Genomic DNA, 23,901 nt, shown 5'->3' with positions numbered 1-23,901 from the left:
CTTAAACACCCTCCGTTCCATGTAAGAAGTAAATTGTATCTAGCTGAATATTATTAGCCACTTTAACGATTGCATCTTTCGTTACTCGTTCAATCCCTGTTAACCATTCTCCTACAGGGCGTTCATAATTTGCAATCACTTCATGATATAGAAGTTCTACAAGACCGCGCGGTGTATCAATTGTCTCTAAAATTTGATTTTTAATTACACTTTTTGTTTGTACGATTTCCTCATCAGTAAAATCACCATTTTGCATCGCTGTCATTTGTTCTTTAATGATCGTAACAGCTTTTTCATAATTTTTACCCTCAATTCCAGACATCACGAACAGAAGTCCTTTGTGACTTTCATAACGAGAAGCAGCATAGTATGCCAAACTGTTTTTCTCACGTACATTAACAAATAATTTTGAATGTGAAAAACCACCAAACAAACCATTGAATAACTGCAATGCAAAATAGTCTTCGTCACGATACGTAATATATGTGCGGTATCCAACATTTAATTTACTTTGTTTTAGTTCTTGTTTTTCTACAACTTCTTGTTCTTCTTCATTTTTCTTATGCAACAGTATATTTCTTTCTTTCACCTCACGTTTAGAAATAGAGAAATACTGTTTCACAAGGTCAAGAGCCCCCTCTTCAATATCACCTATAATATATAAATCCATTTCATCTTCTTCTAACACTTTTTTATAATATTGATACAGCGTTTCACTTGTAATAGCAGAAACACGTTCTTTTTGACCATTCGCACTTAATCGATATGGCTCTACTTTACACATCTCTTCAATAAGGCGTTCATTAGCATAACGCATTTTATCATCAAACGTAGATTCAATACGCTGCACAAGCGCACGTTTCTCACTTTCCACAACCGTTTGTAAAAAACCATTTCCTTCTGTTGCTGGTCTTAGTAAAATATCAGCAAGCATAGCAAGCGCTTTTTCAAAGAGCGGCGGCGCTTCTTGTAAATACGTTTCATTGGCAATGTCTATATAAATAGAAATAACATGATCTTCACCTTTTTTACTTACGTCTACTGCTAATGAAGAGCCATATAACTCCTCTAAATATTGACGAACACGAATAACAGATGGGTGTGTTTCTGTAGCACTTTGTAATACATAAGGAAGTAATGCCCGCTCTGTTACCGTTTCTTCGCATAACGGCGCCTTCAAACGCAATATAAATGTATTCGTTTTATACTTGTCTGTTGGAATCATATGTACGCGTAATCCACCTAATTCATGTGTTTCTTGTTTTATAAGTTCCATTGGTAAACCTCCTCTAAAAAGGAATTTTCTTCTTCAATATACAGTTTTCACAAAAGAAATTGCAACTTTTCTCCTGTATTAACGTTATTGTATGTAAAAAAACTCGCACTAATGTGCGAGCTTTTTATCGTTTTCCCTTTACATATGGTGTTCCAAGCGCTTTCGGTGCTTCAGAACGCCCAACAAAACCGACAAGTGCAAAAATTGTTAAAACATATGGTAATATCGTTAAAAAGACACTTGGAATTTGGTCTAAACCTGGGATTGTACCACCTGTAACGCCAAGTGACTGTGCAAATCCAAAAAATAACGCTGCACCTAGAGCCCCAATTGGATTCCATTTCCCAAAAATCATTGCTGCTAACGCTAAAAACCCTTGTCCTGTAATTGTAGCACCCGAAAAGTTATTTGAAATAGATGTTGCGAATACAGCACCGCCGACACCGGCAAACATACCTGATATACAAACTGCAACATAGCGCATTTTATATACGTTAATTCCCATTGTATCAGCTGCCATCGGATGCTCTCCAACTGCACGTAATCGCAATCCAAATGGCGTCTTATAAATGACGTACCAAACAACGAATGCTAAAATAATTGCAATATAAGAAGTTAATGGTACATCAGAAAAGAAAATTTTACCAATAACTGGAATGTCAGAAAGACCAGGAAGATCAATTTTTTCAATGCGGTATTTGATAAAATCAGTTTGACCTTTTCCGAAAATCTTTTTAATTGCAAACACTGTTACTCCTAATGATAAAAAGTTAATCGCTACTCCACTAACAACTTGATCGGCACGGAATGTAATCGATGCAACCGCATGAAGAAGTGCAAATACCCCTCCGCCAATTGCTGCAAAAATAAGCGCAATCCACGGCGTCATCGCTCCCCATGTATCCCCCATTAATAAAGTTGTAACAACACCAATAAATGCTCCAAACAACATTAAACCTTCTAATGCAATGTTAACAACCCCGGAACGCTCACTAAACACGCCGCCAAGCGCTGTAAAAATAAGAGGGGCTGCCGTATATAACGTACCTGTGACAAGAATGGCTAGAATATCTAGGAAACTCATTTATTTCCCCTCCTTGCTAAAACGAGAAAGTGCCCACCGTAAAACGTAGCTGCATGCTACAAAGAAAATAATACAAGCAACAATAACATTAATAAGTTCAGATGGAACATTCGCTTCAAAGTTCATTTGCGGTGCTGCACTTTTCAGCCCGCCAAATAAAAGCGCAGCTAATAGAATACCAAATGCATTATTTGCACCAAGAAGAGCAACAGCAATACCATCAAATCCTATTCCTGTAAAAGAAGACATCGCTGTCATACTTTGGAATGTTCCAAGTCCTTCCATCGCACCGCCAATTCCAGCAAACGCACCAGCAATTGTCATTGACAAAATAACATTACGCGACACTTTCATCCCTGCATATTTGGAGGCATGTTGGTTAAATCCAACTGATTTAAGCTCGTAACCTAATGTTGTACGATCTAATATAAACCACATAATAAATGCTACAACAATCGCGACAACGATTCCCCAGTGCAGGCGAGAACCGCCTGTTAAAGATGATAACCAAGAAGAAGCTAGAGACGCACTCGCTTGTATATCATACGACTTTTCATTTCCTTCATGTAAAAAACGTTTAATAATATCATAAGTTACATAAAGCGCGATATAGTTCATCATAATTGTAACGATAACTTCGTTCACCTTGTATTTCCCTTTTAAATATCCAGGAATAAACCCCCACAGTCCACCAGCAAGGGCTGCAACTAATATCGATAATGGAATATGTAGAAAGGCTGGCAGAGAAACAGCATAACCGAACCAAACAGCAGCGAGCCACCCAACTAATAATTGTCCTTCTACCCCGATATTAAACAAACCTGTACGAAACGCAAATGCTACCGATAAACCCGCAAGAACAAGTGGAATCATCGTTCGCAGTGTTTCTCCTATCGCACGTGGATTTCCAACCATTCCATCCCATAATGCAGCATAGCCGGCGATTGGATCGTATCCGGTCGTAATCATAACAATGGCTCCAACAAGTAAACCAAAAATAACGGATAATACAGGTACTAAAATATTAATCGTTCTCTCCGTTAAAAACTTTTTAGCCATTTGTATTCACCTTCTCTTTCTTCTTTCCCCCAGCCATTAATAGACCTAGCTGTTGTTCATTTGTTTCCTTCGCATTCACAATGTCCACAATTTTCCCTTCATAAATAACAGCGATGCGGTCACTTACATTTAAAATTTCGTCAAGCTCTAGCGAGAGTAATAGAACTGCTTTTCCTTTATCACGCTGTTCAATTAGCTTTTTATGAATAAATTCAATTGCCCCGACATCTAAACCGCGTGTTGGCTGTGCAGCAATCAATAAATCCGGATCACGGTCCACCTCACGAGCAATAATTGCCTTTTGCTGATTTCCTCCAGATAACGCCCGTGCCGGTGTATGCTCACTCGGTGTACGAACATCAAACTGTTGAATTAACGACTTTGCTTTTTCATATACCTTCGAAAAATTCAAAACACCTTTTTTGGAATATGGATTTTTATAATATGTTTGAAGTACCATATTATCTCCAATAGAAAAATCAAGAACGAGCCCATGTTTATGACGATCTTCTGGAATATGTCCAACGCCTTCTTCTGTAATGCGCCTAACCGGCCAATTCGTCACGTCCTTCTCTCTTAGCGTAATAGAGCCTGACTCAACTTTTCGTAAACCAGTAATCGCTTCTATTAATTCACTTTGTCCATTTCCATCGATTCCTGCAATACCAACAATCTCTCCTGCACGAACAGTTAAGTCAAGTCCTTTTACGGTAGGTAACTGACGTGCATCGTGCACAACAAGATTAGAAATCTTAAGTACATCTTCACGTGGTTTGGCGTCTGACTTTTCAGTTTTAAAACTCACTTGACGTCCGACCATCAATTCTGCAAGCTTGTTTTCATCTGTATTTGCAACGTCTACCGTACCAATTCCTTTTCCCTTACGAATAATTGTACAACGATTACACACTTCCATAATTTCTTTCAACTTATGTGTAATAAGAATAATAGATTTCCCTTCTTGTACAAGCTTTTTCATAATATGAATAAGCTCTTGAATCTCCTGCGGTGTTAATACAGCTGTAGGTTCATCAAAAATTAAAATCTCCGCCCCGCGATAGAGCGTTTTCAAAATTTCTACACGTTGTTGCATTCCAACAGAAATATCTTCTATTTTCGCATATGGGTCTACCGCTAATCCGTATTGCTCAGATAATTTTTTAATTTCTTTCGCCGCTTCATCAATAGCAATTTTACCGTTTTTCTTCGGTTCATTTCCTAGAATAATATTTTCTGTGACTGTAAAATTATGAACAAGCATAAAGTGCTGATGTACCATTCCAATCCCGAGGTCATTCGCCACATTCGGATTTGTAATTTTCACAGGCTGCCCTTTAATTTTAATTTCTCCTTGTTCTGGTTGATACAATCCAAACAAAACATTCATAAGTGTCGATTTTCCAGCACCATTTTCTCCAAGTAAAGCATGAATTTCTCCCTGTTTCACTTGCAGCGTGATATTATCATTCGCTACAATCCCCGGGAATACTTTTGTAATATTGTTCATTTCAATTACGTATTCCATACTATTCCTCCTTGACAGGACAAAGTTCTTTATATATACAAAGGTTAGTTCTAAGAACTAACCTTTGCTATTTCTCTAACATTATTTTTTAAGAGAAGCCTCGTATGTTTTATACTCTTCTGGAGTAGATGGTACTTTAATTTCACCGTTTATGATTTTCTTTTTATACTCTTCTACTTTTGTTAAAATCTCTGGATTTACTTTTTTCACGTTATCAGTTGTTTTTGCAATCCCGATACCGTCATCTTTTAAACCAAACTCTTCTGTTTTACCGCCTGTTAACTTGCCATCTTTTGCCTCTTGTGAAACTTTTTCTACTGCAACATCAACACGTTTTACCATTGAAGTTAATGTTACATTTTCTGGCATACCTTCTTGGTTTTGGTCACGGTCAACACCGATTACCCAAACATTTTCACCTTTTTTCTTACGGTTTTTCGCTTCTGTGAATACACCGTTACCAGTTGCACCAGATGCATGATAAATTACGTCAACGCCTTGGCCATACATTGCAGAAGCTAATACAGATCCTTTTTCTGGTTTATCAAATGCTTCAGCATATTGAGATACAACTTCAATGTTTGGATTTACAGCTTTCACTCCAGCTTTAAAACCAGTTTCAAACTTTTCAATTAACGGACTTTTTACACCACCGATAAAACCAACTTTATTTGATTTCGTTGTCATTGCTGCAACTACCCCAACAAGGAAAGAACCTTCATGGTCTTTAAATACAATGCTCGTTACATTCTTTTTATCCGCTACCGCATCAACAAGTGCGAATTGATTTTTCGGAAATTGGTCTGCTACTTTTTCAATTGATTTTTGCATTAAGAATCCAATTCCGAATGTTAAGTTGTAATTTGTTTCTGCAAACTTTGTTAAGTTAGGGATATAATCAGATTCCTTAGCAGATTGTAGGTAACGATACCCTTCGTTTTCTTTCAATTTACTATCTTTACCAAACTTCGTTAAACCTTCCCAAGCGGATTGGTTAAATGATTTATCATCTACTCCACCAACGTCTGTAACCATACCAACCTTAAAGTTCTTATTTTCTTTTCCCTCTTTTTTGTCACTTTCCTTATTCGTGTTACCACAAGCTCCTAAAATTGTGCTTGCTGCTAATGTTAATGATAATAAAATTCCAGCTTTTTTCTTCATAGTAAAATCCCCTCCCAAAATATGTATCTTTCATTTATATAACCATGTCCCCGTTCCCTTGCTGTCACCTCCCTAAAAGGAAACACTTTACATTCGTTTTCTTAACACATGAAAGCTAAATTTATCTGCTCGGAAATAGTTAATAGAATATAAAATCGGTTCATCATTTTGATCATAGTGCATTTGCTTTAGTACAAGTAGTGCTGTTTCTGGTTCACACTCTAAAATCGGTGATATTTTCGGATGATAACCAAGCGGTTCAATATGAGCAACAGCATACGTAATGCGTTTATTTGTGTTGTTATGAATAACCGTAAGCAATGATTCTTCTTTGTATTCTGATAAATCAGGAAGAACCTCTTTCGGCAGCTTATCAACACAATATACAACAGGTTCCCCATCTGCTGTACGAACGCGTTCAATCATAACTGTTTCAAAATCATCTTCACTATGAAATTTCTCTTTTTCTTCTTCTGTTAAATTACCTATTGATGATGATAAAAATACTGTACCTGGCGTTTTCCCTGCACTAGTAATCATATCTGTAATACTAGATAATTGTTCAATACCTGAAGAAAACAAAGGCTTTGCATTTACAAACGTCCCTACACCGTGCCTACGAATAACAACATTTTCTTCTTCTAAGATTCGAAGTGCTTCTCGCAATGTCGCTCTACTGACGCCTAACTCTTTTGCTAGATCAAATTCGGATGGTAGCTTTTGCTTCTCTTTATACACCCCGTTTTTAATCTTTTCTTTAATGTGGTCAATCACTCGTAAATACAAATGTCGACTATCTGACTTTACTGACATAAGACTCCCCTCGCACTTCACTTATTCGACCTCTGATGTAAGACCTCTTTTCTCTTTTTTCCACAATTACTATATCATGGATGCTCCTAAATAAAAATAAGAAAATTGAAATTTGTCGAATAAATTCTAATAGTTTTTTTAGGTGAAATTTTCTTTCTTCAACCTATAAAAAAAACTTTGTACACCTACATTTCTCATATGCTGAAAAAGTCAGGGACAAAGTTATAGTACACCTTGTATTTACACTTTTTCCTCATAGTCTAGCTAATTTATGGTTGCTAGGTAGAAACTTATGGACCTTATTTCCAAGATTATATGAGGTTTATTTTAATTCCGAAGTAATCGTACCACTTGATATGATTGCTGTCAATACAATCCAACAAAAAAATCGAACGTTGGAATTAAATAATATATAACCATTCGTATTCTCATCAAAACACGCCATCGGTAAGCGTTATCATTTTTATTTAATAAAGAAACCGACTAGAAGTATTTCTAATCGGTTTCTTTATCTCACATGAACAGGCAATTATCCCCCATTCATGGAATTTTCACTTTCCCCCGCACTAACTGGCAGTAAGCCCCCATCTCAAGATTTAGAGAAAACGAAGAAAATAGATGGAGAATAACTGCCCATAAGAGCCCGATTGGGCGGGCTTTCCATCAACGGGGAATAAAACCTTCCCTACTGATAGAAGTTTCACTTTATTACGAACTTTTCTCTTGAATATCTTTTACTAATACTTCACGGGGCTTACTTCCTTCATACGGCCCGACAACACCATTTATTTCCATCGCGTCAATTAAACGTGCTGCCCTTGTATACCCAATACGGAACCTCCGCTGCAACATCGAAACTGATGCTGTCTGCATATCGACAACAAGCTGAACTGCTTCATCATATAAGCTATCCTCTACTTCTTGTGTCGTTTCTGGTACATCTTGCGGGATCATATCCTCTTGGTACTGCGCTTTTTGCTGTGTAACAACATATTCTACTACTTTCTCTACTTCCTCATCCGATAGAAACGCTCCTTGCACACGAACCGGTTTAGAAGCACCAATTGGTACAAACAGCATATCACCGCGTCCTAATAATTTCTCTGCTCCCCCTGTATCAAGAATCGTTCTTGAATCAATTTGAGAAGAAACTGCAAAAGCAATTCGCGATGGAATATTCGCTTTAATAACACCAGTAATAACATCAACAGATGGACGCTGCGTTGCAATAATTAAATGAATACCTGCTGCACGCGCCATTTGTGCAAGACGCATAATCGCATCTTCTACATCTGAAGAAGCAACCATCATTAAATCCGCCAACTCGTCCACGATAACAACAATATATGGAAGCTCGGGTTGCTTCGCTTCGGATTGTTCGTTATGTTGCTTTATATACTCGTTATAGCCTTCAATATTACGCGTTCCACTATGAGCAAATAATTCGTAGCGACGTTCCATTTCACTGACAACTTTTTTTAGCGCCTGTGACGCTTTCTTCGGATCTGTTACAACAGGCGTTAATAAATGCGGAACACCATTGTATACATTTAACTCTACCATTTTCGGATCAATCATCATTAGTTTCACTTCGTGCGGCTTAGCACGCATTAAGATACTCGTAATAATTCCGTTTATACATACACTCTTTCCGCTACCAGTTGCTCCCGCTACAAGTAAATGAGGCATTTTATTCAGACGAGCTAGTACAGCTTCTCCTGTAATGTCACGCCCAAGTCCAATTAATAACTTTTCTTCTGGATGATTATTTGCTTTTGAATCTAACACTTCTCTTAACGTAACGATTGCAACTTCTGAATTTGGCACTTCAATCCCGATAGCTGATTTCCCCGGAATTGGGGCTTCAATTCGAATATCTTTTGCCGCTAAAGCTAATGCCAAATCATCACTTAAACTAACAATTTTACTTACTTTAACTCCCATGTCAGGATACACTTCATATTTTGTAACAGCTGGTCCTCTATGAACCTTTGTTACTTTCGCTTTCACACCGAAGCTTTGGAATGTTCGTTCCAACTTACGTGCATTTTCATAAATCGTTTCATTTTCATTGGTCACTTGCTTATTCTTCGGAAATTTTAATAGCTCTAAAGAAGGCAATTTATAATCTTTATTTTCAACATCTGAAAAATGCATTGGCGGTGCTGCTGTCTCTCCAGCAAGAGACTCAACAATTTTCCCGCCTTTCTTCTGCTTCGGCTGCTCCTCTTGCATAGGCAGAGATTCTTCTAGATTTGTTTCAGAAATAAGCGATTCATTTCTTATTGGATCTGGTGTTGCATAGTTTTCAGTAAAGTTTGATATAATTGGCGGCACTACATCAACCTCTTCTACACTCTCTTCTAACTCCGGTATTTCTTGCACATGACGTTCACTTCGCGTACGAGCAATCTTTTTCTTTTCTGTTTTTTCAGCAGCACGTTTTGTTTGCCACTCTTTGTAATCGCCTTGCATCGTTTCAAATTGCCCTCTGAGTATACGCCCAATCGGTGCAAGCACCTCGCCTATATGTTTATTTGTAATACATAGTACACCAAGTAAAATGAGAATCATTCCAATTATGTATGCGCCAACCTCATCAAATAAAAAGTAACATGTCGCAAACATAATAGCCCCAAACATTCCCCCGCCTAAATGAACCGTGTCGACTCCTTTTTTCATTTCATGAAAAAACAAATCTTTCGTAGTCACAATAACAGATGAACTTTGTACCGCTCCATCTTTTGTTAGGAGGTTGACTAGTGTAATATGACTAAACATGAGCACAGCTAATGTGATTAAATATATACCAATCAATCGTTTGTGCAATAAATTTGGCCACCCTCGTTTTATAACAAACGCTATAGAAAGAGCAATAACTCCGAGTACTCCAAGTATGTACCATTCCCCAAAGAAAAAGCGAAAAAATAGCACGAATGCTTTTCCGACAACACCTAGCTGCATAATTGTAATGATGGAGAGCGCAAAAAGAGTCAAACCGACGATTTCGTAGTACAAAGTTGGCTTTATGGTACGTCTTGCTTTTGTTTTCGTCCCTCTTTGCTTTTGTTTTGCCATTTCTTCACCTCAAATTCCAATTCAAAATATAACTTTTTGTAAAACAAGTGTAGTTTCCATCCCGCTCTATTGGCTGTAAATCTTCTTCACGTTATCTTACCAATGGATAATTTTAAACCAAATACAAATAAAGTAAAATCTCCATGAATGCAAGGTTTCATCCCTCACATCGTTAGCCCGAACAATCGAGATTTCACTGGAAATTATCCCGCTCCTATCTTCTTTGTTTTCTTAGAATCCTGAGGTAGATGATAATTTCACGCGAATAGCGGGATAAATTGAAGAAAGCAGCCTATACATGGCTGCTCCACCTTCTTGTTTTTTATATTATACCATAGCTCATAAACAAAATCCTGCTTTTACGAAAAGGATATTTTCTGCCCTGGCTCATATTGTAAAAAATGCTGGGGATCTGTACTTAATACACGTACAACAGAATAATCATTTTCATTCCCCATTTCAACAACCATATCAATACCATCTACATGTACAAGTTTCTGCCTTGTAAATTCTGTATGATCCATCGGATATATGAGTTGTTCTGGCATAATAGTATACAAAATCATTGTAATAACGCCCCGCTTTGTTCAGCTGATGCTTTTGCATCAATTAATTCATTTAATTTTTTGACCGCTTGACCAATTCCTCCAACATCATCAATTAAACCATACTTCACCGCATCTCCACCTACAACATTTGTACCAATATCTCTAGTCAAATTCCCTTTCGCAAACATTAACTCCTTAAAACGATCTTCCGTTACTTTTGAATGCTTTGTTACAAAACGAATGACACGCTCTTGCATCTTATCTAAATACTCAAATGTTTGCGGAACACCTATCACAAGGCCTGTAAGACGAATAGGATGAATCGTCATTGTTGCTGTTTCTGCAATGAATGAATAATCTGTTGATACAGCAATCGGCACACCAATTGAATGACCTCCACCAAGAACAATCGATACTGTTGGTTTTGAAAGAGAAGCAATCATTTCAGAAATCGCTAGACCCGCTTCTACATCTCCTCCAACTGTATTTAACAAAATTAATAGCCCCTCAATTTTAGGATTTTGTTCAATCGCTACAATTTGAGGAATTACATGTTCGTATTTCGTTGTTTTATTTTGCGGTGGCAATTGTACATGCCCTTCAATTTGCCCTACAATTGTTAAACAATGAATACGCGATTCATTTAATTGCGGAACATTTGTCTGTCCAAGTTGCTGAATTTTCTCTAACACAGACGCTTCTTTCGTTTCTTCTTTTGTCTCGGCCTCTTTTTCTTCATTTTTCATTTCATCACGCTCTACCATATCGAATCCCCTTTCTCACGTATACAACTATTATTTGTTAAGTTGTAAATTTCATTCGACAGAGGACAAAAGAAAAAGCCGCCTACAAATAGGCAGCCATCTCTTATACTTCCATGATAATTGGTAAAATCATCGGTTTTCTCTTTGTTTTTTCAAATAAAAATTGTCCGAGTAACTCACGAATATTTTGTTTTAACGTTGACCATTCAATAGAATATTCTTTAATAGATTGTTCTACAATTGTGCGTACAATATCAGTTGATTTTTCAATTAAAGCTTCTGACTCACGAACATAAACAAATCCTCGTGAAATGATTTCTGGGCCAGAAATAATCTTTTTCTCATCTTTTCCAAGCGTTACAACAACGACTAAAATACCATCTTGTGATAACATTTTACGATCACGTAAAACGATGTTTCCAACATCACCAACGCCTAATCCATCAATCAGCACATTTCCCGCTGGAACCTTACCGGCAGGTTTTGCCTCTCCAGCTGTGAAGGAAATCACTTCACCTTTTTCCGTGATAAAAATACGGTCTGAGTGAATACCAACATCTTGAGCTAAACGGGCATGCGCCTTTTGCATGCGGAATTCACCATGTACAGGCAAGAAATATTTCGGCTTCATTAAGTTCAACATTAGTTTCAATTCTTCTTGACTACCATGACCTGATACATGAACTTTCTTTTCACCGTAATACACTACATCAGCACCTGCTCTAAACAATAAATCAATTGTCCTTGAGACAGATGTTTCATTCCCTGGAATCGGCGATGCAGCAATAATAACCGTATCACCTTTACGAATTGCAATTTGTTTATGGGCTTGTCTTGCCATTCTAGAAAGAGCTGCCATTGGCTCACCTTGGCTACCAGTCGTTAAAATTGCTACCTTTTTCTCAGGATAATTATCAACATCCTGTAGTGAAATTAACATACCTTCTGGAATATTTAAATACCCTAGATTATTCGCAATATCAACAACTTTTACCATACTTCGTCCAACTACTGCTACTTTACGCCCAGTTTCATACGCTGCATCAAAAACTTGTTGAATACGATGAACGTTAGAAGCAAATGAAGCTACAATAATACGGCCCTCTGAATTATAAAATACTTTAGAAATCTCCAAACCAACTTCTCTCTCGGATCCAGTATAGCCAGGACGTTCTGCATTGGTACTATCAGATAATAAGCAAAGCACACCTTCATTTCCGATTTGCGCCATCTTCCCAATATCTGAACCATTATTTCCAATAGGAGTTTGGTCAAATTTAAAATCACCAGTATATACAATTGCACCTTGCGAAGTATGGAAGCAAACCCCTACTGCATCTGGAATACTGTGTGTCGTTTTAAAGAAGGAAACGGTCGTTGTGTCAAATTCTACCGTAGTATTAGAATCGATCGTTTTTAAATCCACACGACCTAACATACCCGCTTCTCCTAATTTTTCTTTCACAAGGCCATTCGTTAGCTTAGTTCCATAAACTGGAATATCCAATTTTCTTAACACATAGACAATACCACCAATATGATCTTCATGACCGTGTGTTAAAAATAGTCCTTTAACTCGCTCTTTATTTTCCACTAAATATGTAATATCAGGAATAACAATATCTATTCCAAACATCTCTTCTTCCGGAAACATAAGTCCCGCATCCACAATAAAAATTTCAGAATCAATTTCAACGCAGTACATATTTTTTCCTATTTCGCCCACTCCACCGAGAGCGAATACTTTTACAGTATCTATCTCTTTTTTCTTCATGTTGTTGCCTGGTTTAAAAATGTTGTAAAAACTGATCCCACTAACATTGTAGAGAAACCAGGGGAAACTCCACCATCATTTTTCAGCATCTAAAACGAAGGTCTTATCGCTATGCGATATCACGTTTTTTCGTTTTTAAACCAGGTTCCACCTCTCTTTCATTATATAAATCAAATATTTTATGTAATTTCATTTAAAATCCGATAATCCGTAAAGTTTTCCCATTTTTGCTAAGTGTACCCGTACAAAGCTACTTAGCCATATTATAACTGATACAAGAAATAGAACACAAGCTAAATTATAAGAAAGAAAAGAGAAGAATATGTATCAGATGATAAACTGAAGTCATTTCATCACTTCCTCTAAGTAATAAAGCGAAACTTTCATCTGTGGAGATTTTCTCTGTAGATAGGGGATTTTACACTGCCCTAAAGTAGTGAGATGGAGTAGGAAACATAAAAAAGTGACTTAGTACATTCCACTAAGCCACTTTTTCTATTAACGAGGAATAGATTGTATAACTTCAAGTAATTGCATTCTTTCTGCTTCAGTTAATGGTAGAAGAGGTAAACGAACAGAACCAACGTCTAATCCTACGATTTGCAGTGCCGTTTTGACAGGAGTCGGACTTGGTGCCATAAAGAGCGCATTCGTCACTCTTACTAACAATTGATGAAGCGTTTGTGCTGTTTTCATATCACCAGTTTGGAATGCTGCAATCATGTCTTGCATCTCATTACCAATTACATGCGATGCAACAGATACAATACCTTTCGCTCCAATCGCCATCGCTGGCAATGTTAAGCCATCATCGCCGCTGTATACAGCAAAACTATCATCAGTCTTTTCAATGATTTCTGTCATTGTTAATACATCGCCGCCTGCATCCTTAATTGCAACAATGTTTGGAATTTGCGATAAACGAACAACTGTGTCAACAGAAATTTGTACAATAGATCGGCCTGGAACATTGTATAACATAACCGGCAGTTTTGTACTTTCAGCAATTGTTTTAAAGTGCTGATACATACCTTCTTGGCTTGGTTTATTGTAATACGGTGCAACTAGCATAATTGCATCTACACCTACTTCTTCTGCTTTTTTCGTAAGCTCCGTAGAAGCATGTGTATTGTTGCTACCAGTTCCAGCAATTACAGGCACTCTTTTATCGACAACAGATACGACATGGCGATATAACGCTACCTTTTCTTCAGATGTTAATGTAGGAGACTCACCTGTTGTTCCACCTACAACAATCGCTGTTGTGCCGTTATCAATTAAATAATTTACCATTTTTGTTGTCTTTACAAAATCGATATTTCCATTTTTATCAAATGGTGTGACCATCGCCGTTGCAATTGTCCCAAAATCTATCATGGTCTCACTCCTTATAATTCCAGTTGCTTTTCTTTTGAAAGCTCAAATGCGCGATGAAGCGCATTTACAGCATCTACAAGTTTCTCTTCTTTAACAAGCACCCATATTGTTGTATGGCTATCTGCAGATTGTAATATTTGAACACCATTTTCAGCTAACGCTGTTACAATTTTTGCAGTAACTCCCGGAACACCTGCGATACCAGCTCCAACAATGGATACCTTCGCGCAGTGCTCAGTTACAATTGGATGATATCCAAGCTTATGCAGCACTTCAACAGCGCGACCTGCAACATCATCACTAACTGTGTACGCTACACCAGTAGGAGAAATGTTGATTAAATCTACGCTAATCTTTTCTTTTGCCATTTCTTTGAACACTTCTGTTTGTAAATCGTATGCCCCGTCCTTCGCCAACACTTTAATTTGCGTTACATTGGAAACATGAGCAATACCAGTTACAGGACGCTCTTGTACATCGCGACCTTTTGTTGCGCCATCATACGCTGCAATTAAAGTTCCTTCGCTATCAGAATATGTTGAACGCACACGCAGAGGTACTTTCGCATGCATCGCAATTTCAACTGCACGCGGATGAACAACTTTTGCACCTTGATATGCCATATTACAAATTTCATTATATGTTACATTTTCAAGGTGACGCGCATCTTTTACAATACGTGGATCAGCAGTCATCACACCTTCTACATCTGTAAAAATGTCAATATACTCAGCATGAAGTGCAACACCTAACGCTGACGCTGATGTATCACTACCCCCGCGCCCAAGTGTTGTCGTATCGCCCTCATTCGTTTGCCCTTGGAAACCCGTTACAACAATTACATCAAATTTTTCTAATTCCTTCAAAATACGCTGACAATCCATTTCAATAATCTTTGCATTTGTAAAGTCATCATTTGTAATGAATCCAGCTTGTGCACCGTTAAACGCTGCGGCCTTTACGCCATTTTCATTTAACATATTTGAAAACACAATTGCCGAAATTAACTCACCGCAAGATAATAGTAAGTCCTGTTCACGTTTTGAAATGAACGATTGTTTTTCATTTACAAGACTTAATAATGTATCCGTCGCATAAGGCTCACCTTTGCGGCCCATAGCAGATACAACAACTACAGATTTATAGCCTTCTTTTAATGATTTTTGAATGTGATGAAGAGCATGCTTTCGACCACTTTCATCACGCACAGATGTACCACCGAATTTTTGGACAATAATTTTCATTTTTGCACCTTCTTTTAGCCGTTTACACTAATTGTAATTTCACTAATCGTTCTGCAATTTGAACAGAGTTCCATGCAGCACCTTTTAATAAGTTATCAGATACGACCCAAAGATGGAATCCTTTATCATTGTTTAAATCTTTACGAATACGACCAACGAATACTTCGTTTTTACCAACTGCAGTTGCTGGCATTGGGTATACTTGTTCTGCTGGGTTATCTTGCAGTACAATTCCTTCTGCGTTCGCTAACAAATTACGCAGTTCTTCTACCGTTACACCTTCTTTTTCTACTTCAATGTAAACAGATTCAGAGTGACCTGATACAACTGGTAATCGTACACATGTTGCCGCTACTTCAAGTTCTGGCATATGCATAATTTTCTTCGTTTCATTAATCATTTTCATTTCTTCAAATGTAAAGCCATTATCTTCGAACTTATCAATTTGCGGAATCGCATTGAATGCAATCTGATAATGTTTTTCATCACCTTTTACAGGTAAAACATTTGCTTTTACTTCTTCACCGTTTAAAATAGCTTGTGATTGTTCATGAAGCTCTTCAATTGCAGCAGCACCTGCACCTGATACAGCTTGATATGTGGAAACGATTACTCGTTTTAAACCAAAGTGCTGACGAACTGGTTCGAGAGCAACTACCATTTGAATTGTAGAACAATTCGGATTTGCAATGATTCCGTTATGTTCTAATAAATCTTTTTCGTTTACTTCTGGTACAACAAGCGGAACATTTTCTGTCATGCGGAACGCACTAGTATTATCAACGACGATTGCACCGCGCTTTGCTGCTTCTGGTGCTAATTGTTTTGATACAGATCCACCCGCACTAAAGAGCGCAATATCCACTCCTTCAAAGCTTTCAGGAGTAGCCTCTTGCACGATTACTTCTTCTCCTTTAAATAAAAGCGTTTTGCCTGCAGAACGTTTAGATGAAAGTAACGTTAATTTTCCAATTGGAAAATCACGTTTCTCTAAAGTATTTAACATTTGTTCACCAACTGCGCCGGTTGCTCCAACTACAGCGACATGAAAAGATTTTTTCTTTTCCATCACTATGCCCCTTTCTAGGTACCAATCTTTCTATAGTTAGAATAAAAAGGAGTAACAAATACTCCTTCTAATTCTTAATAGAATTAATTTTATCATATTCTGAGATAAGAGTGATGGTTTCATGAAAAAAATTGTCTGTTTTTTGTTTGTTAATTCATGTATCTGAATTTTTCTACAACTACAGGTTGCAGTTGTTTCCCTTCCATCGCTTCAATCATTGTATCCTGCAACAATTCCATACGCGCTACCATAGAATTCGGTTTATTATGCGGTGCATCTTGCCCAAACGGTACAAAATAAATATTTTTTGTTGCCATCAGACGCATCATATTCACTCCGTTTAATCCGAGAGCATCATTTGTCGAAATAGCTAATACAACAGGTTTACCATTTCTTAATGTCGCTTTCGCTGCCATTAGTACAGGAGAATCTGTCATTGCATTTGCAAATTTACTCATCGTATTCCCTGTTAACGGCGCTATAACCATACAGTCCAGCGGAATTTTCGGACCAAGCGGCTCTGCTTTTACAATAGAGTCAATTACTTTATGACCTGTAATAGTTTCTATCTTTTCAATCCACTCTGCCCCTTCACCAAACCTCGTATTTGTCGTTTGCAATGTATACGATACAACAGGTAACACTTCAGCTCCTTCCGCAACAAGCTTCTCTAAATACGGCATAACTTCTGCATACGTACAATGCGAACCTGTTAATCCAAAACCAATTCGTTTGCCTTTCACACTCATTTTTTATTCTCCTTTCTCACTTCTATATCTGCCTTTAATAAATTAGAAAGGACATTCGCAAGAATTTGCCCGGCTGTTTTTGGTGCAACAATTCCTGGCAGTCCAGGTGCTAACAACGCTTTAATGCCTCGCTTTTCAGCATAGCGGAAATCTGTTCCGCCTGGTTTAGAAGCTAGATCGATAATTAATGTATGAGCTGGCATTTTTGAAATTACACTTGCCGTTACAATAAGGTGCGGAATTGTATTAATCACAATATCGACATCTTGCACCTCTTGATCTATATCTCGCATTTGAAATGGCGTAAATGTCATCTCTGAGATACGAGCGATATGTTCAGAGCGCCGGGCACCTACCTTCACTTTCGCTCCTAGCGACTGAAATGCTCTTGCTACGCTCATTCCAGTTCTCCCAAATCCCAATACCATTACCTTAGAGCCATGAATTGTATAATCTGTATGTTGAATGACCATCATAATAGTCCCTTCAACCGTTGGAATTGAATTATAAATTGCCACATCATCACGATCAAACAATTTGATAAGTTTTCGATTCGTAGAAGAAGCAATCGTATCTAAGTAAGTATTACTAATACCTGAATATATCGTAAAATGTGCTGGTGTTTTTTCAATTTGTTCTTTCGTAATAATTACTTTTTTATTAGAAAAAATTGTATCGATTTGTCCGTTTGCATCAGTTCCAGCTACTGGTAAAATGATGGCATCTAAAGAAGTAAAATCGAGATTCTGCATACTCTCTTTTGCTGCTCCTGTAAATCCATGATCAAGTTGATCAAAGCCTACTAATGAGAGTTTTGCATCAAGCTCAACTAGCTTACGAATAACTTCAAGCTGCCGTGCATCTCCTCCTATGACAGCAATATGGATATCAGTCAACATCCTTTACTTCACCTTCTTTTTCTCTCATTATAAGAAAAGCGCCTACTTTTTTCATTTTCCTCCACATCATATGTAATATACGAGTATAAGGTGATTGAAAAACAAAAAGTACGGATGATTTACATCTATGGATTCCTACAATAAAAAAAGACAACCATAATGGTCATCTTTTAAACAGAATCAGAATAATTAGCAAGATCAAAAATAATCATATCCTGCCCCACTTTTTTTATTCTACTCCACTCCACTCGTACTTCTTGTTGCCCTCGTTTGAATCCTCCCCATTTCCCGACAGGAATAATGAGCGCTTGAACCTTACCATCTTTCTCATCAATCTCTAAATCCGCATGTCCAAGTACTCCCATTCTTTCCGCACGTTGTAAATCAACAATTTCTTTCCCGCTTAGTTCACTTAATCGCATTCCATCCTCTCCTTATGTAGCATTCTAATTAAAAGGTTTCTTTTATCCGCTACTTTTGGGCAGTATGACTCCCCATCTCAAGATTAAGAGAAAGCAAAGAAGGTAGGTGAGGGATAACTGCTAGCCTTTCCATTAGTGGAGGATGAAGCCCCCTACTGATGGAAGTTTCACTTTATATTAAGTACCTATTCTAGTCTTGCAAAAAAAATGCCCACAAGTTTTGCCACCTTGTATAAAAAAACCGTTTCTCCTTAATAAGAAACGGTTTCATAGATATATTTATTTTGTTCTTATCCCTTTTGGAAGTTCTCCATTTGGACTAATAAGCGCTGCTGAAAACTCGTCTGTAAACATATTACGAATTAGCGTGTCTACATCCGCTTTTGTAACACTGTTTACACTTTCAATAATTTCATCTAAAGAGCGGTGTTTTTTCAACAGCAACTCATTTTTACCATTGCGGCTCATACGACTATTCGTACTTTCTAAGCTTAACATAAGATTTCCTTTTAGTTGCTCTTTACTGTTAAGTAACTCTTTTTCTGTGATTCCTTTATCTTTTAGTGCATCTAGTGTTTGTTGAATGGTTTCATATAATGTATCCAGCTGCTGACTACCCGTTCCTCCGTAAATTGTTAACATCCCTGTATCTTCATAAGAAGAATGATAAGAAAAGACAGAGTATGCTAACCCTCGTTGCTCACGTACTTCTTGGAACAGGCGGCTACTCATGCTGCCACCTAAAATATTATTTAATACAATTAAATTATAAATACTTTCGTCACCCATCTGTAATCCTTTAAATCCTAAACATAAATGCGCTTGTTCTGTTTCTTTTTTGCGCGCTACTTTATTTGGGTGAAAAATAGGGTTATGTACTTGTTCGCGATTTGTCGTTCCTTCATAATTCCCAAAATATTGTTCGACGATTTGAACAAAGGATTCGTCAATATTACCAGCGATGGAAACAACGACATTTTCTGGCGTATAATGATCTTTTATATATTGACGAAGCGTATCACCTGTAAATGTATCAAGGGTTTGTTCTGTTCCTAAAATCGGATATGCTAGCGGATGTGTTTCATACGTCGCTTTCGTTAGCATATCATGAACAATATCATCCGGTGTATCTTCATACATTTTAATTTCTTCGAGCACAACGTTCTTTTCTTTTTTCAATTCCTCTTCAACAAACGTTGAATTAAAGAACATATCCGCTAAAATATCAAGCGCATATTTCGCATGCTCATCTAATACTTTCGCATAGTAACATGTATATTCCTTTGATGTAAACGCATTAACCTGTCCGCCAATGCTATCGAAGGATTCTGCAATTTCTCTAGCACTACGTGTTTTCGTTCCTTTAAAAAACATGTGTTCTAAAAAGTGAGAAATCCCATTATTCTTTACATTTTCATTTCGTGATCCCGCATGAATCCATACTCCAATTGCAACAGAACGTACTGTTGGAATATTTTCCATTACGATTCTTACTCCATTTTTACACGTATATTTTTTGATCAAATGCCTTCCTCCTATTGACAAATTCTCTGTAAAAAGATTCTATTATATAATCATAACAAGTTTAACAGCGATTGTCATGCAAATGTGTTTAATCAATACGCTTTTCGTCTACTAAAGCAGATACGTCCCCTACCGTATACCCTTTCTCTTTCAGCTTTGAAATCAATGTATCCAGTGATTCTGCTGAAGAAGAAGTAGGATGCATTAAAATAATGGCACCAGGATGTACTTTACTTAACACTCGTTGTAGCAATACGTGCGGTTCTGGCCGTTTCCAATCAATTGTATCTACCGTCCACATAATGGTTCCCATTTTTAATTTTGCAGCAGTATGCACAACATCATCGCGAAAACTCCCACTTGGCGGTGCAAACCAGCGTACCTTTTGATTCGTTGCTGCTTCAATGACTTGATTTGTTTTTTGTAATTGTTCATAAATCGCATCAACCGATAAAGTTTTCATATCAGGATGCGTATATGAGTGATTTCCCACTTCCTGATTTGCATCTGCAATCATTTTTGCAAAACGTAAATTTTCCTTTACCCATCTTCCCTCAAGAAAAAAAGTTGCTTTAACTTGATGTTTTTGCAGTACTTCTAACATCCGAGAAAGATATTCGTTCCCCCAAGCAACATTAATAGTAAGGGCAACCATTTTTTTGCTTGGATTTCCTCTATAAATAGGAGCAGGAGATAAATCTGTTAAATGTACTTGAGGTGATACTTCCCGATATACCAACTGTTTCTCATCGAAACTCCCCTTCCTCTTCATGTTATCATAGGAAGCTCTTATATCTACTTCTTTTCCATTGTAACCTGGCGTTGCTTTCCATATTTTATCAATACATGCATTTTGTGCTGGAATCTTATACCCTTCAGCTTTTTCTTCAATTTCTTCGTACAAACGGTCTTTTGCATATGATATATGGGAAACATGCTGAGCAGAGAACAATAATATAACGATAAGTAAAATAATGCGAGTTTTCATAAAAATACCCTCCAATAAAATGAAACTTCTATCATTAGGCGTGACCTACATCCGCCACTGCTATTTAGCCCGATCTCACTTCTTCTCTTCCCCTAAATACTGAGACGGATTTACTTCTCGTTAAAGCAGAATAGTAAAAATCTCCTTTTTCTTTTCATTGTTAATTTAAACGTTCTCGCTAAAACTATACTCTGTTATATACAAAAAAACCTTGAGATATATCTCAAGGCTTTATACATAGTAAAAAAGCCAAGGAGTTCCTTGGCTTTTCGTTTATTCTTGTTCCTGTTCTTGTTTTTGCTCTTGTTCTTGCTTTGCCGCTTCTTTTTCTTGCTCTTCTTTAAGCAGTACTTTTCTAGACAAGTTTACACGACCTTGTTTGTCAATCTCGATAACTTTTACTGAAATCTCATCACCGATTTTCACAACATCTTCTACTTTGCCTACACGCTCAAGTGCTAGTTCAGAGATATGAACAAGACCGTCTTTACCACTAAATAATTCAACAAAAGCACCGAATTTTTCAATTCGTTTTACTTTTCCTAAGTAAATTTCACCTACTTGTACTTCACGAACGATATCTTCAATAATTTTCTTCGCTTTTTCGTTCATTTCTTGATCAACAGATGAAATAAAGACTGTACCATCTTGTTCAATATCAATTTTCACGCCTGTTTCTTCAATAATCTTGTTAATTTGTTTACCACTTGGTCCAATAACATCACGGATTTTATCCGGATTAATTGTCATTGTAATAATTTTTGGAGCATACGCAGATAACTCAGTACGCGGCTCAGCAATAACAGATAGCATATGATCTAGAATATGCATGCGTCCAACTTTTGCTTGTTGCAATGCTTCTTCTAAAATTTCACGAGATAAGCCTTCAATTTTAATATCCATTTGAAGTGCTGTTACACCTTTAGCTGTACCTGCTACTTTAAAGTCCATATCACCTAAGTGATCTTCCATACCTTGAATATCTGTTAAAATTGTGTAGTGTTCACCAGACTTCACAAGTCCCATTGCAATACCAGCAACTGGCGCTTTCAGTGGTACACCAGCATCCATCATCGCTAAAGTACTACCACAAATACTTGCTTGTGAAGTAGAACCATTCGATTCTAAAACTTCAGATACAAGACGAACTGTATACGGGAAGTCCTTTTCAGATGGAATAACAGGTTCAAGAGCACGTTCACCTAATGCACCGTGACCGATTTCACGACGACCTGGTCCACGCATTGGTCTTGTTTCTCCAACACTAAAGGACGGGAAGTTATAATGATGCATAAAACGTTTTGATTCTTCTACACCAAGACCATCTAAAATTTGCACATCGCCTAATGCACCTAATGTACAAATACTTAATGCTTGTGTTTGTCCACGTGTAAATAGACCTGAACCGTGCGTACGAGATAAAATACCTACCTCTGATGCTAAAGGACGAATTTCATCACCTTTACGTCCATCTGGGCGGATTTTTTCAACTGTAATAAGACGACGTACTTCTTCTTTTACAATTTTATATAAAATCTCATTTACTTGTCCTAATGTTTCAGCATCAGCTTCTTGTGCCTCATAATGCTCAATAACACGTTTTTTCACTTTATTAATTGCATCTTCACGTGCATGTTTTTCGTGCACTTGAATTGCTGAATGCATATCTTGTTCTGCCATTTCACGTACAACTTGATCAAGTTCAGCATCCACTTCATAAAGTTGTACTTCTGTTTTCTCTTTACCTACAGCTTGTACAATCTCTTCTTGGAAAGCAATTAGACGTTTAATTTCTTCATGACCAAACATAATTGCTTCTAACATCGTTTCTTCAGGCACTTGATCTGCCCCTGCTTCTACCATGTTAATTGCGTCTTTCGTACCAGCTACAACAAGATGGATATCACTTTTCTCTTGTTGTTCTACTGTTGGATTAATAATGAATTCGCCGTCAATACGACCAACTGTTGCACCCGCGATTGGACCTTCAAATGGGATATCTGAAATCGATAACGCTAATGAAGAACCAAGCATAGCTGCCATCTCAGAAGAACAATCTTGATCAACACTCATTACAATGCTGACAACTTGTACTTCATTACGGAAACCATCTGCGAAAAGCGGACGAATTGGTCGGTCAATTAAACGACTTGCTAAAATTGCTTTTTCGCTCGGACGGCCTTCACGTTTAATAAAACCGCCTGGAATTTTCCCTACTGCATATAAACGCTCTTCATAGTTTACTGTAAGTGGAAAAAAGTCTACATTTTTTGCCTCTTTTGATGCAGTTGCTGTAGATAGAACCGCTGTATCGCCATATCTTACTAATACTGCTCCGTTCGCTTGTTTTGCAAGCTGACCTGTTTCAATTGTTAGCTGACGACCAGCCAAATCTATCGAGAAGACTTGCTTTTCGTGACTCATTTAAGTACCCCTCTCAATTTAAAATATTCAGTTCTTCTATGTAAATGAATAATATATCACAATATCCTTCCTCTAGTATTACCGAAAATTCAGTAAGCTATCAAGAGTCAAAGATATATT

The 23,901-nt window shown here is 37.4% G+C and carries 19 protein-coding genes and 1 riboswitch; all 19 genes read right to left on the bottom strand.

Annotated features, from left to right (window positions below):
- Position 1: 1 nt before the first annotated feature.
- On the bottom strand, positions 2–1,276 hold the full coding sequence (gene yfmF, locus AB1279_RS08765) for an EF-P 5-aminopentanol modification-associated protein YfmF (RefSeq protein WP_429758436.1): 1,275 nt from the start codon (positions 1,274–1,276) through the stop codon (positions 2–4).
- Between the two features lie 124 nt (positions 1,277–1,400).
- Positions 1,401–2,360 carry an ABC transporter permease gene (locus tag AB1279_RS08760; RefSeq protein WP_429758435.1) on the bottom strand — a complete coding sequence of 320 codons (960 nt, stop codon included), beginning with the start codon at positions 2,358–2,360 and terminating at the stop codon, positions 1,401–1,403.
- Positions 2,361–3,419 (bottom strand): ABC transporter permease, encoded by a 1,059-nt coding sequence (locus AB1279_RS08755; protein WP_429758434.1) that lies wholly within the window; start codon positions 3,417–3,419, stop codon positions 2,361–2,363.
- Positions 3,412–4,944: an ABC transporter ATP-binding protein gene (locus tag AB1279_RS08750; RefSeq protein WP_429758433.1), complete on the bottom strand. Its 1,533-nt coding sequence runs from the start codon at positions 4,942–4,944 to the stop codon at positions 3,412–3,414. The genes AB1279_RS08755 and AB1279_RS08750 overlap by 8 nt, the downstream gene beginning before the upstream one ends.
- Positions 4,945–5,025: 81 nt before the next feature.
- The gene (locus AB1279_RS08745) at positions 5,026–6,108 is read right to left on the bottom strand and encodes a BMP family lipoprotein (protein ID WP_429758432.1); all 1,083 of its coding nucleotides are present in this window, start codon (positions 6,106–6,108) and stop codon (positions 5,026–5,028) included.
- Positions 6,109–6,195: 87 nt separating this feature from the next.
- Complete coding sequence (locus AB1279_RS08740; protein ID WP_429758431.1) at positions 6,196–6,921, bottom strand: GntR family transcriptional regulator; 726 nt, start codon at positions 6,919–6,921, stop codon at positions 6,196–6,198.
- Between the two features lie 236 nt (positions 6,922–7,157).
- Positions 7,158–7,260, bottom strand: a riboswitch (purine riboswitch).
- A gap of 369 nt (positions 7,261–7,629) precedes the next feature.
- Positions 7,630–9,999, bottom strand: a complete 2,370-nt coding sequence (locus tag AB1279_RS08735; RefSeq protein ID WP_429758430.1) for a DNA translocase FtsK — start codon at positions 9,997–9,999, stop codon at positions 7,630–7,632.
- 359 nt (positions 10,000–10,358) lie between these two features.
- Positions 10,359–10,565 carry a YlzJ-like family protein gene (locus tag AB1279_RS08730; protein ID WP_429754226.1) on the bottom strand — a complete coding sequence of 69 codons (207 nt, stop codon included), beginning with the start codon at positions 10,563–10,565 and terminating at the stop codon, positions 10,359–10,361.
- The gene (locus tag AB1279_RS08725) at positions 10,562–11,311 is read right to left on the bottom strand and encodes a ClpP family protease (RefSeq protein ID WP_429754225.1); all 750 of its coding nucleotides are present in this window, start codon (positions 11,309–11,311) and stop codon (positions 10,562–10,564) included. The genes AB1279_RS08730 and AB1279_RS08725 overlap by 4 nt, the downstream gene beginning before the upstream one ends.
- A gap of 103 nt (positions 11,312–11,414) precedes the next feature.
- Positions 11,415–13,085, bottom strand: coding sequence for a ribonuclease J (locus tag AB1279_RS08720; RefSeq protein WP_429754224.1), 1,671 nt, complete (start codon positions 13,083–13,085; stop codon positions 11,415–11,417).
- 498 nt (positions 13,086–13,583) lie between these two features.
- The gene (dapA, locus tag AB1279_RS08715; RefSeq protein ID WP_429754223.1) at positions 13,584–14,462 is read right to left on the bottom strand and encodes a 4-hydroxy-tetrahydrodipicolinate synthase; all 879 of its coding nucleotides are present in this window, start codon (positions 14,460–14,462) and stop codon (positions 13,584–13,586) included.
- Between the two features lie 11 nt (positions 14,463–14,473).
- The gene (gene dapG / locus AB1279_RS08710) at positions 14,474–15,706 is read right to left on the bottom strand and encodes an aspartate kinase (RefSeq protein WP_429758429.1); all 1,233 of its coding nucleotides are present in this window, start codon (positions 15,704–15,706) and stop codon (positions 14,474–14,476) included.
- 22 nt (positions 15,707–15,728) lie between these two features.
- Complete coding sequence (gene asd, locus AB1279_RS08705; protein ID WP_429758428.1) at positions 15,729–16,775, bottom strand: aspartate-semialdehyde dehydrogenase; 1,047 nt, start codon at positions 16,773–16,775, stop codon at positions 15,729–15,731.
- A gap of 149 nt (positions 16,776–16,924) precedes the next feature.
- On the bottom strand, positions 16,925–17,524 hold the full coding sequence (locus AB1279_RS08700) for a dipicolinate synthase subunit B (protein ID WP_429758427.1): 600 nt from the start codon (positions 17,522–17,524) through the stop codon (positions 16,925–16,927).
- Entirely contained in the window at positions 17,521–18,423 is a 903-nt protein-coding gene (dpaA, locus tag AB1279_RS08695) for a dipicolinic acid synthetase subunit A (RefSeq protein ID WP_429754219.1), read from the bottom strand. The genes AB1279_RS08700 and dpaA overlap by 4 nt, the downstream gene beginning before the upstream one ends.
- Positions 18,424–18,593: 170 nt before the next feature.
- The gene (locus tag AB1279_RS08690) at positions 18,594–18,845 is read right to left on the bottom strand and encodes a YlmC/YmxH family sporulation protein (protein ID WP_336483104.1); all 252 of its coding nucleotides are present in this window, start codon (positions 18,843–18,845) and stop codon (positions 18,594–18,596) included.
- A gap of 279 nt (positions 18,846–19,124) precedes the next feature.
- Complete coding sequence (locus tag AB1279_RS08685; protein WP_429754218.1) at positions 19,125–20,369, bottom strand: M16 family metallopeptidase; 1,245 nt, start codon at positions 20,367–20,369, stop codon at positions 19,125–19,127.
- Between the two features lie 88 nt (positions 20,370–20,457).
- Complete coding sequence (locus AB1279_RS08680) at positions 20,458–21,357, bottom strand: polysaccharide deacetylase family protein (protein WP_429758426.1); 900 nt, start codon at positions 21,355–21,357, stop codon at positions 20,458–20,460.
- 273 nt (positions 21,358–21,630) lie between these two features.
- Positions 21,631–23,781: a polyribonucleotide nucleotidyltransferase gene (gene pnp / locus AB1279_RS08675; RefSeq protein WP_429758425.1), complete on the bottom strand. Its 2,151-nt coding sequence runs from the start codon at positions 23,779–23,781 to the stop codon at positions 21,631–21,633.
- Positions 23,782–23,901 lie beyond the last annotated feature (120 nt).

The organism is Bacillus sp. S14(2024) (assembly GCF_050473785.1).
In the GTDB taxonomy this organism is placed as follows: Bacteria; Bacillota; Bacilli; order Bacillales; family Bacillaceae_G; genus Bacillus_A; species Bacillus_A yunxiaonensis.
This window is presented reverse-complemented; position numbering and strand designations above follow the sequence as displayed.

Bases quoted from the DNA above. Each gene is read 5' to 3' on its own strand.
- AB1279_RS08700 (WP_429758427.1), bottom strand. From the start codon at position 17,524: ATGAGTGTGAAAGGCAAACGAATTGGTTTTGGATTAACAGGTTCGCAT.
- AB1279_RS08680 (WP_429758426.1), bottom strand. From the start codon at position 21,357: ATGAAAACTCGCATTATTTTACTTATCGTTATATTATTGTTCTCTGCT.
- yfmF (WP_429758436.1), bottom strand. From the start codon at position 1,276: ATGGAACTTATAAAACAAGAAACACATGAATTAGGTGGATTACGCGTA.
- asd (WP_429758428.1), bottom strand. From the start codon at position 16,775: ATGGAAAAGAAAAAATCTTTTCATGTCGCTGTAGTTGGAGCAACCGGC.
- AB1279_RS08755 (WP_429758434.1), bottom strand. From the start codon at position 3,419: ATGGCTAAAAAGTTTTTAACGGAGAGAACGATTAATATTTTAGTACCT.
- AB1279_RS08690 (WP_336483104.1), bottom strand. From the start codon at position 18,845: ATGCGATTAAGTGAACTAAGCGGGAAAGAAATTGTTGATTTACAACGT.
- AB1279_RS08740 (WP_429758431.1), bottom strand. From the start codon at position 6,921: ATGTCAGTAAAGTCAGATAGTCGACATTTGTATTTACGAGTGATTGAC.
- AB1279_RS08720 (WP_429754224.1), bottom strand. From the start codon at position 13,085: ATGAAGAAAAAAGAGATAGATACTGTAAAAGTATTCGCTCTCGGTGGA.
- pnp (WP_429758425.1), bottom strand. From the start codon at position 23,781: ATGAGTCACGAAAAGCAAGTCTTCTCGATAGATTTGGCTGGTCGTCAG.
- AB1279_RS08750 (WP_429758433.1), bottom strand. From the start codon at position 4,944: ATGGAATACGTAATTGAAATGAACAATATTACAAAAGTATTCCCGGGG.
- AB1279_RS08725 (WP_429754225.1), bottom strand. From the start codon at position 11,311: ATGGTAGAGCGTGATGAAATGAAAAATGAAGAAAAAGAGGCCGAGACA.
- dapA (WP_429754223.1), bottom strand. From the start codon at position 14,462: ATGATAGATTTTGGGACAATTGCAACGGCGATGGTCACACCATTTGAT.
- dapG (WP_429758429.1), bottom strand. From the start codon at position 15,706: ATGAAAATTATTGTCCAAAAATTCGGTGGTACATCTGTGCGTGATGAA.
- dpaA (WP_429754219.1), bottom strand. From the start codon at position 18,423: ATGTTGACTGATATCCATATTGCTGTCATAGGAGGAGATGCACGGCAG.
- AB1279_RS08745 (WP_429758432.1), bottom strand. From the start codon at position 6,108: ATGAAGAAAAAAGCTGGAATTTTATTATCATTAACATTAGCAGCAAGC.
- AB1279_RS08735 (WP_429758430.1), bottom strand. From the start codon at position 9,999: ATGGCAAAACAAAAGCAAAGAGGGACGAAAACAAAAGCAAGACGTACC.
- AB1279_RS08760 (WP_429758435.1), bottom strand. From the start codon at position 2,360: ATGAGTTTCCTAGATATTCTAGCCATTCTTGTCACAGGTACGTTATAT.
- AB1279_RS08730 (WP_429754226.1), bottom strand. From the start codon at position 10,565: ATGATTTTGTATACTATTATGCCAGAACAACTCATATATCCGATGGAT.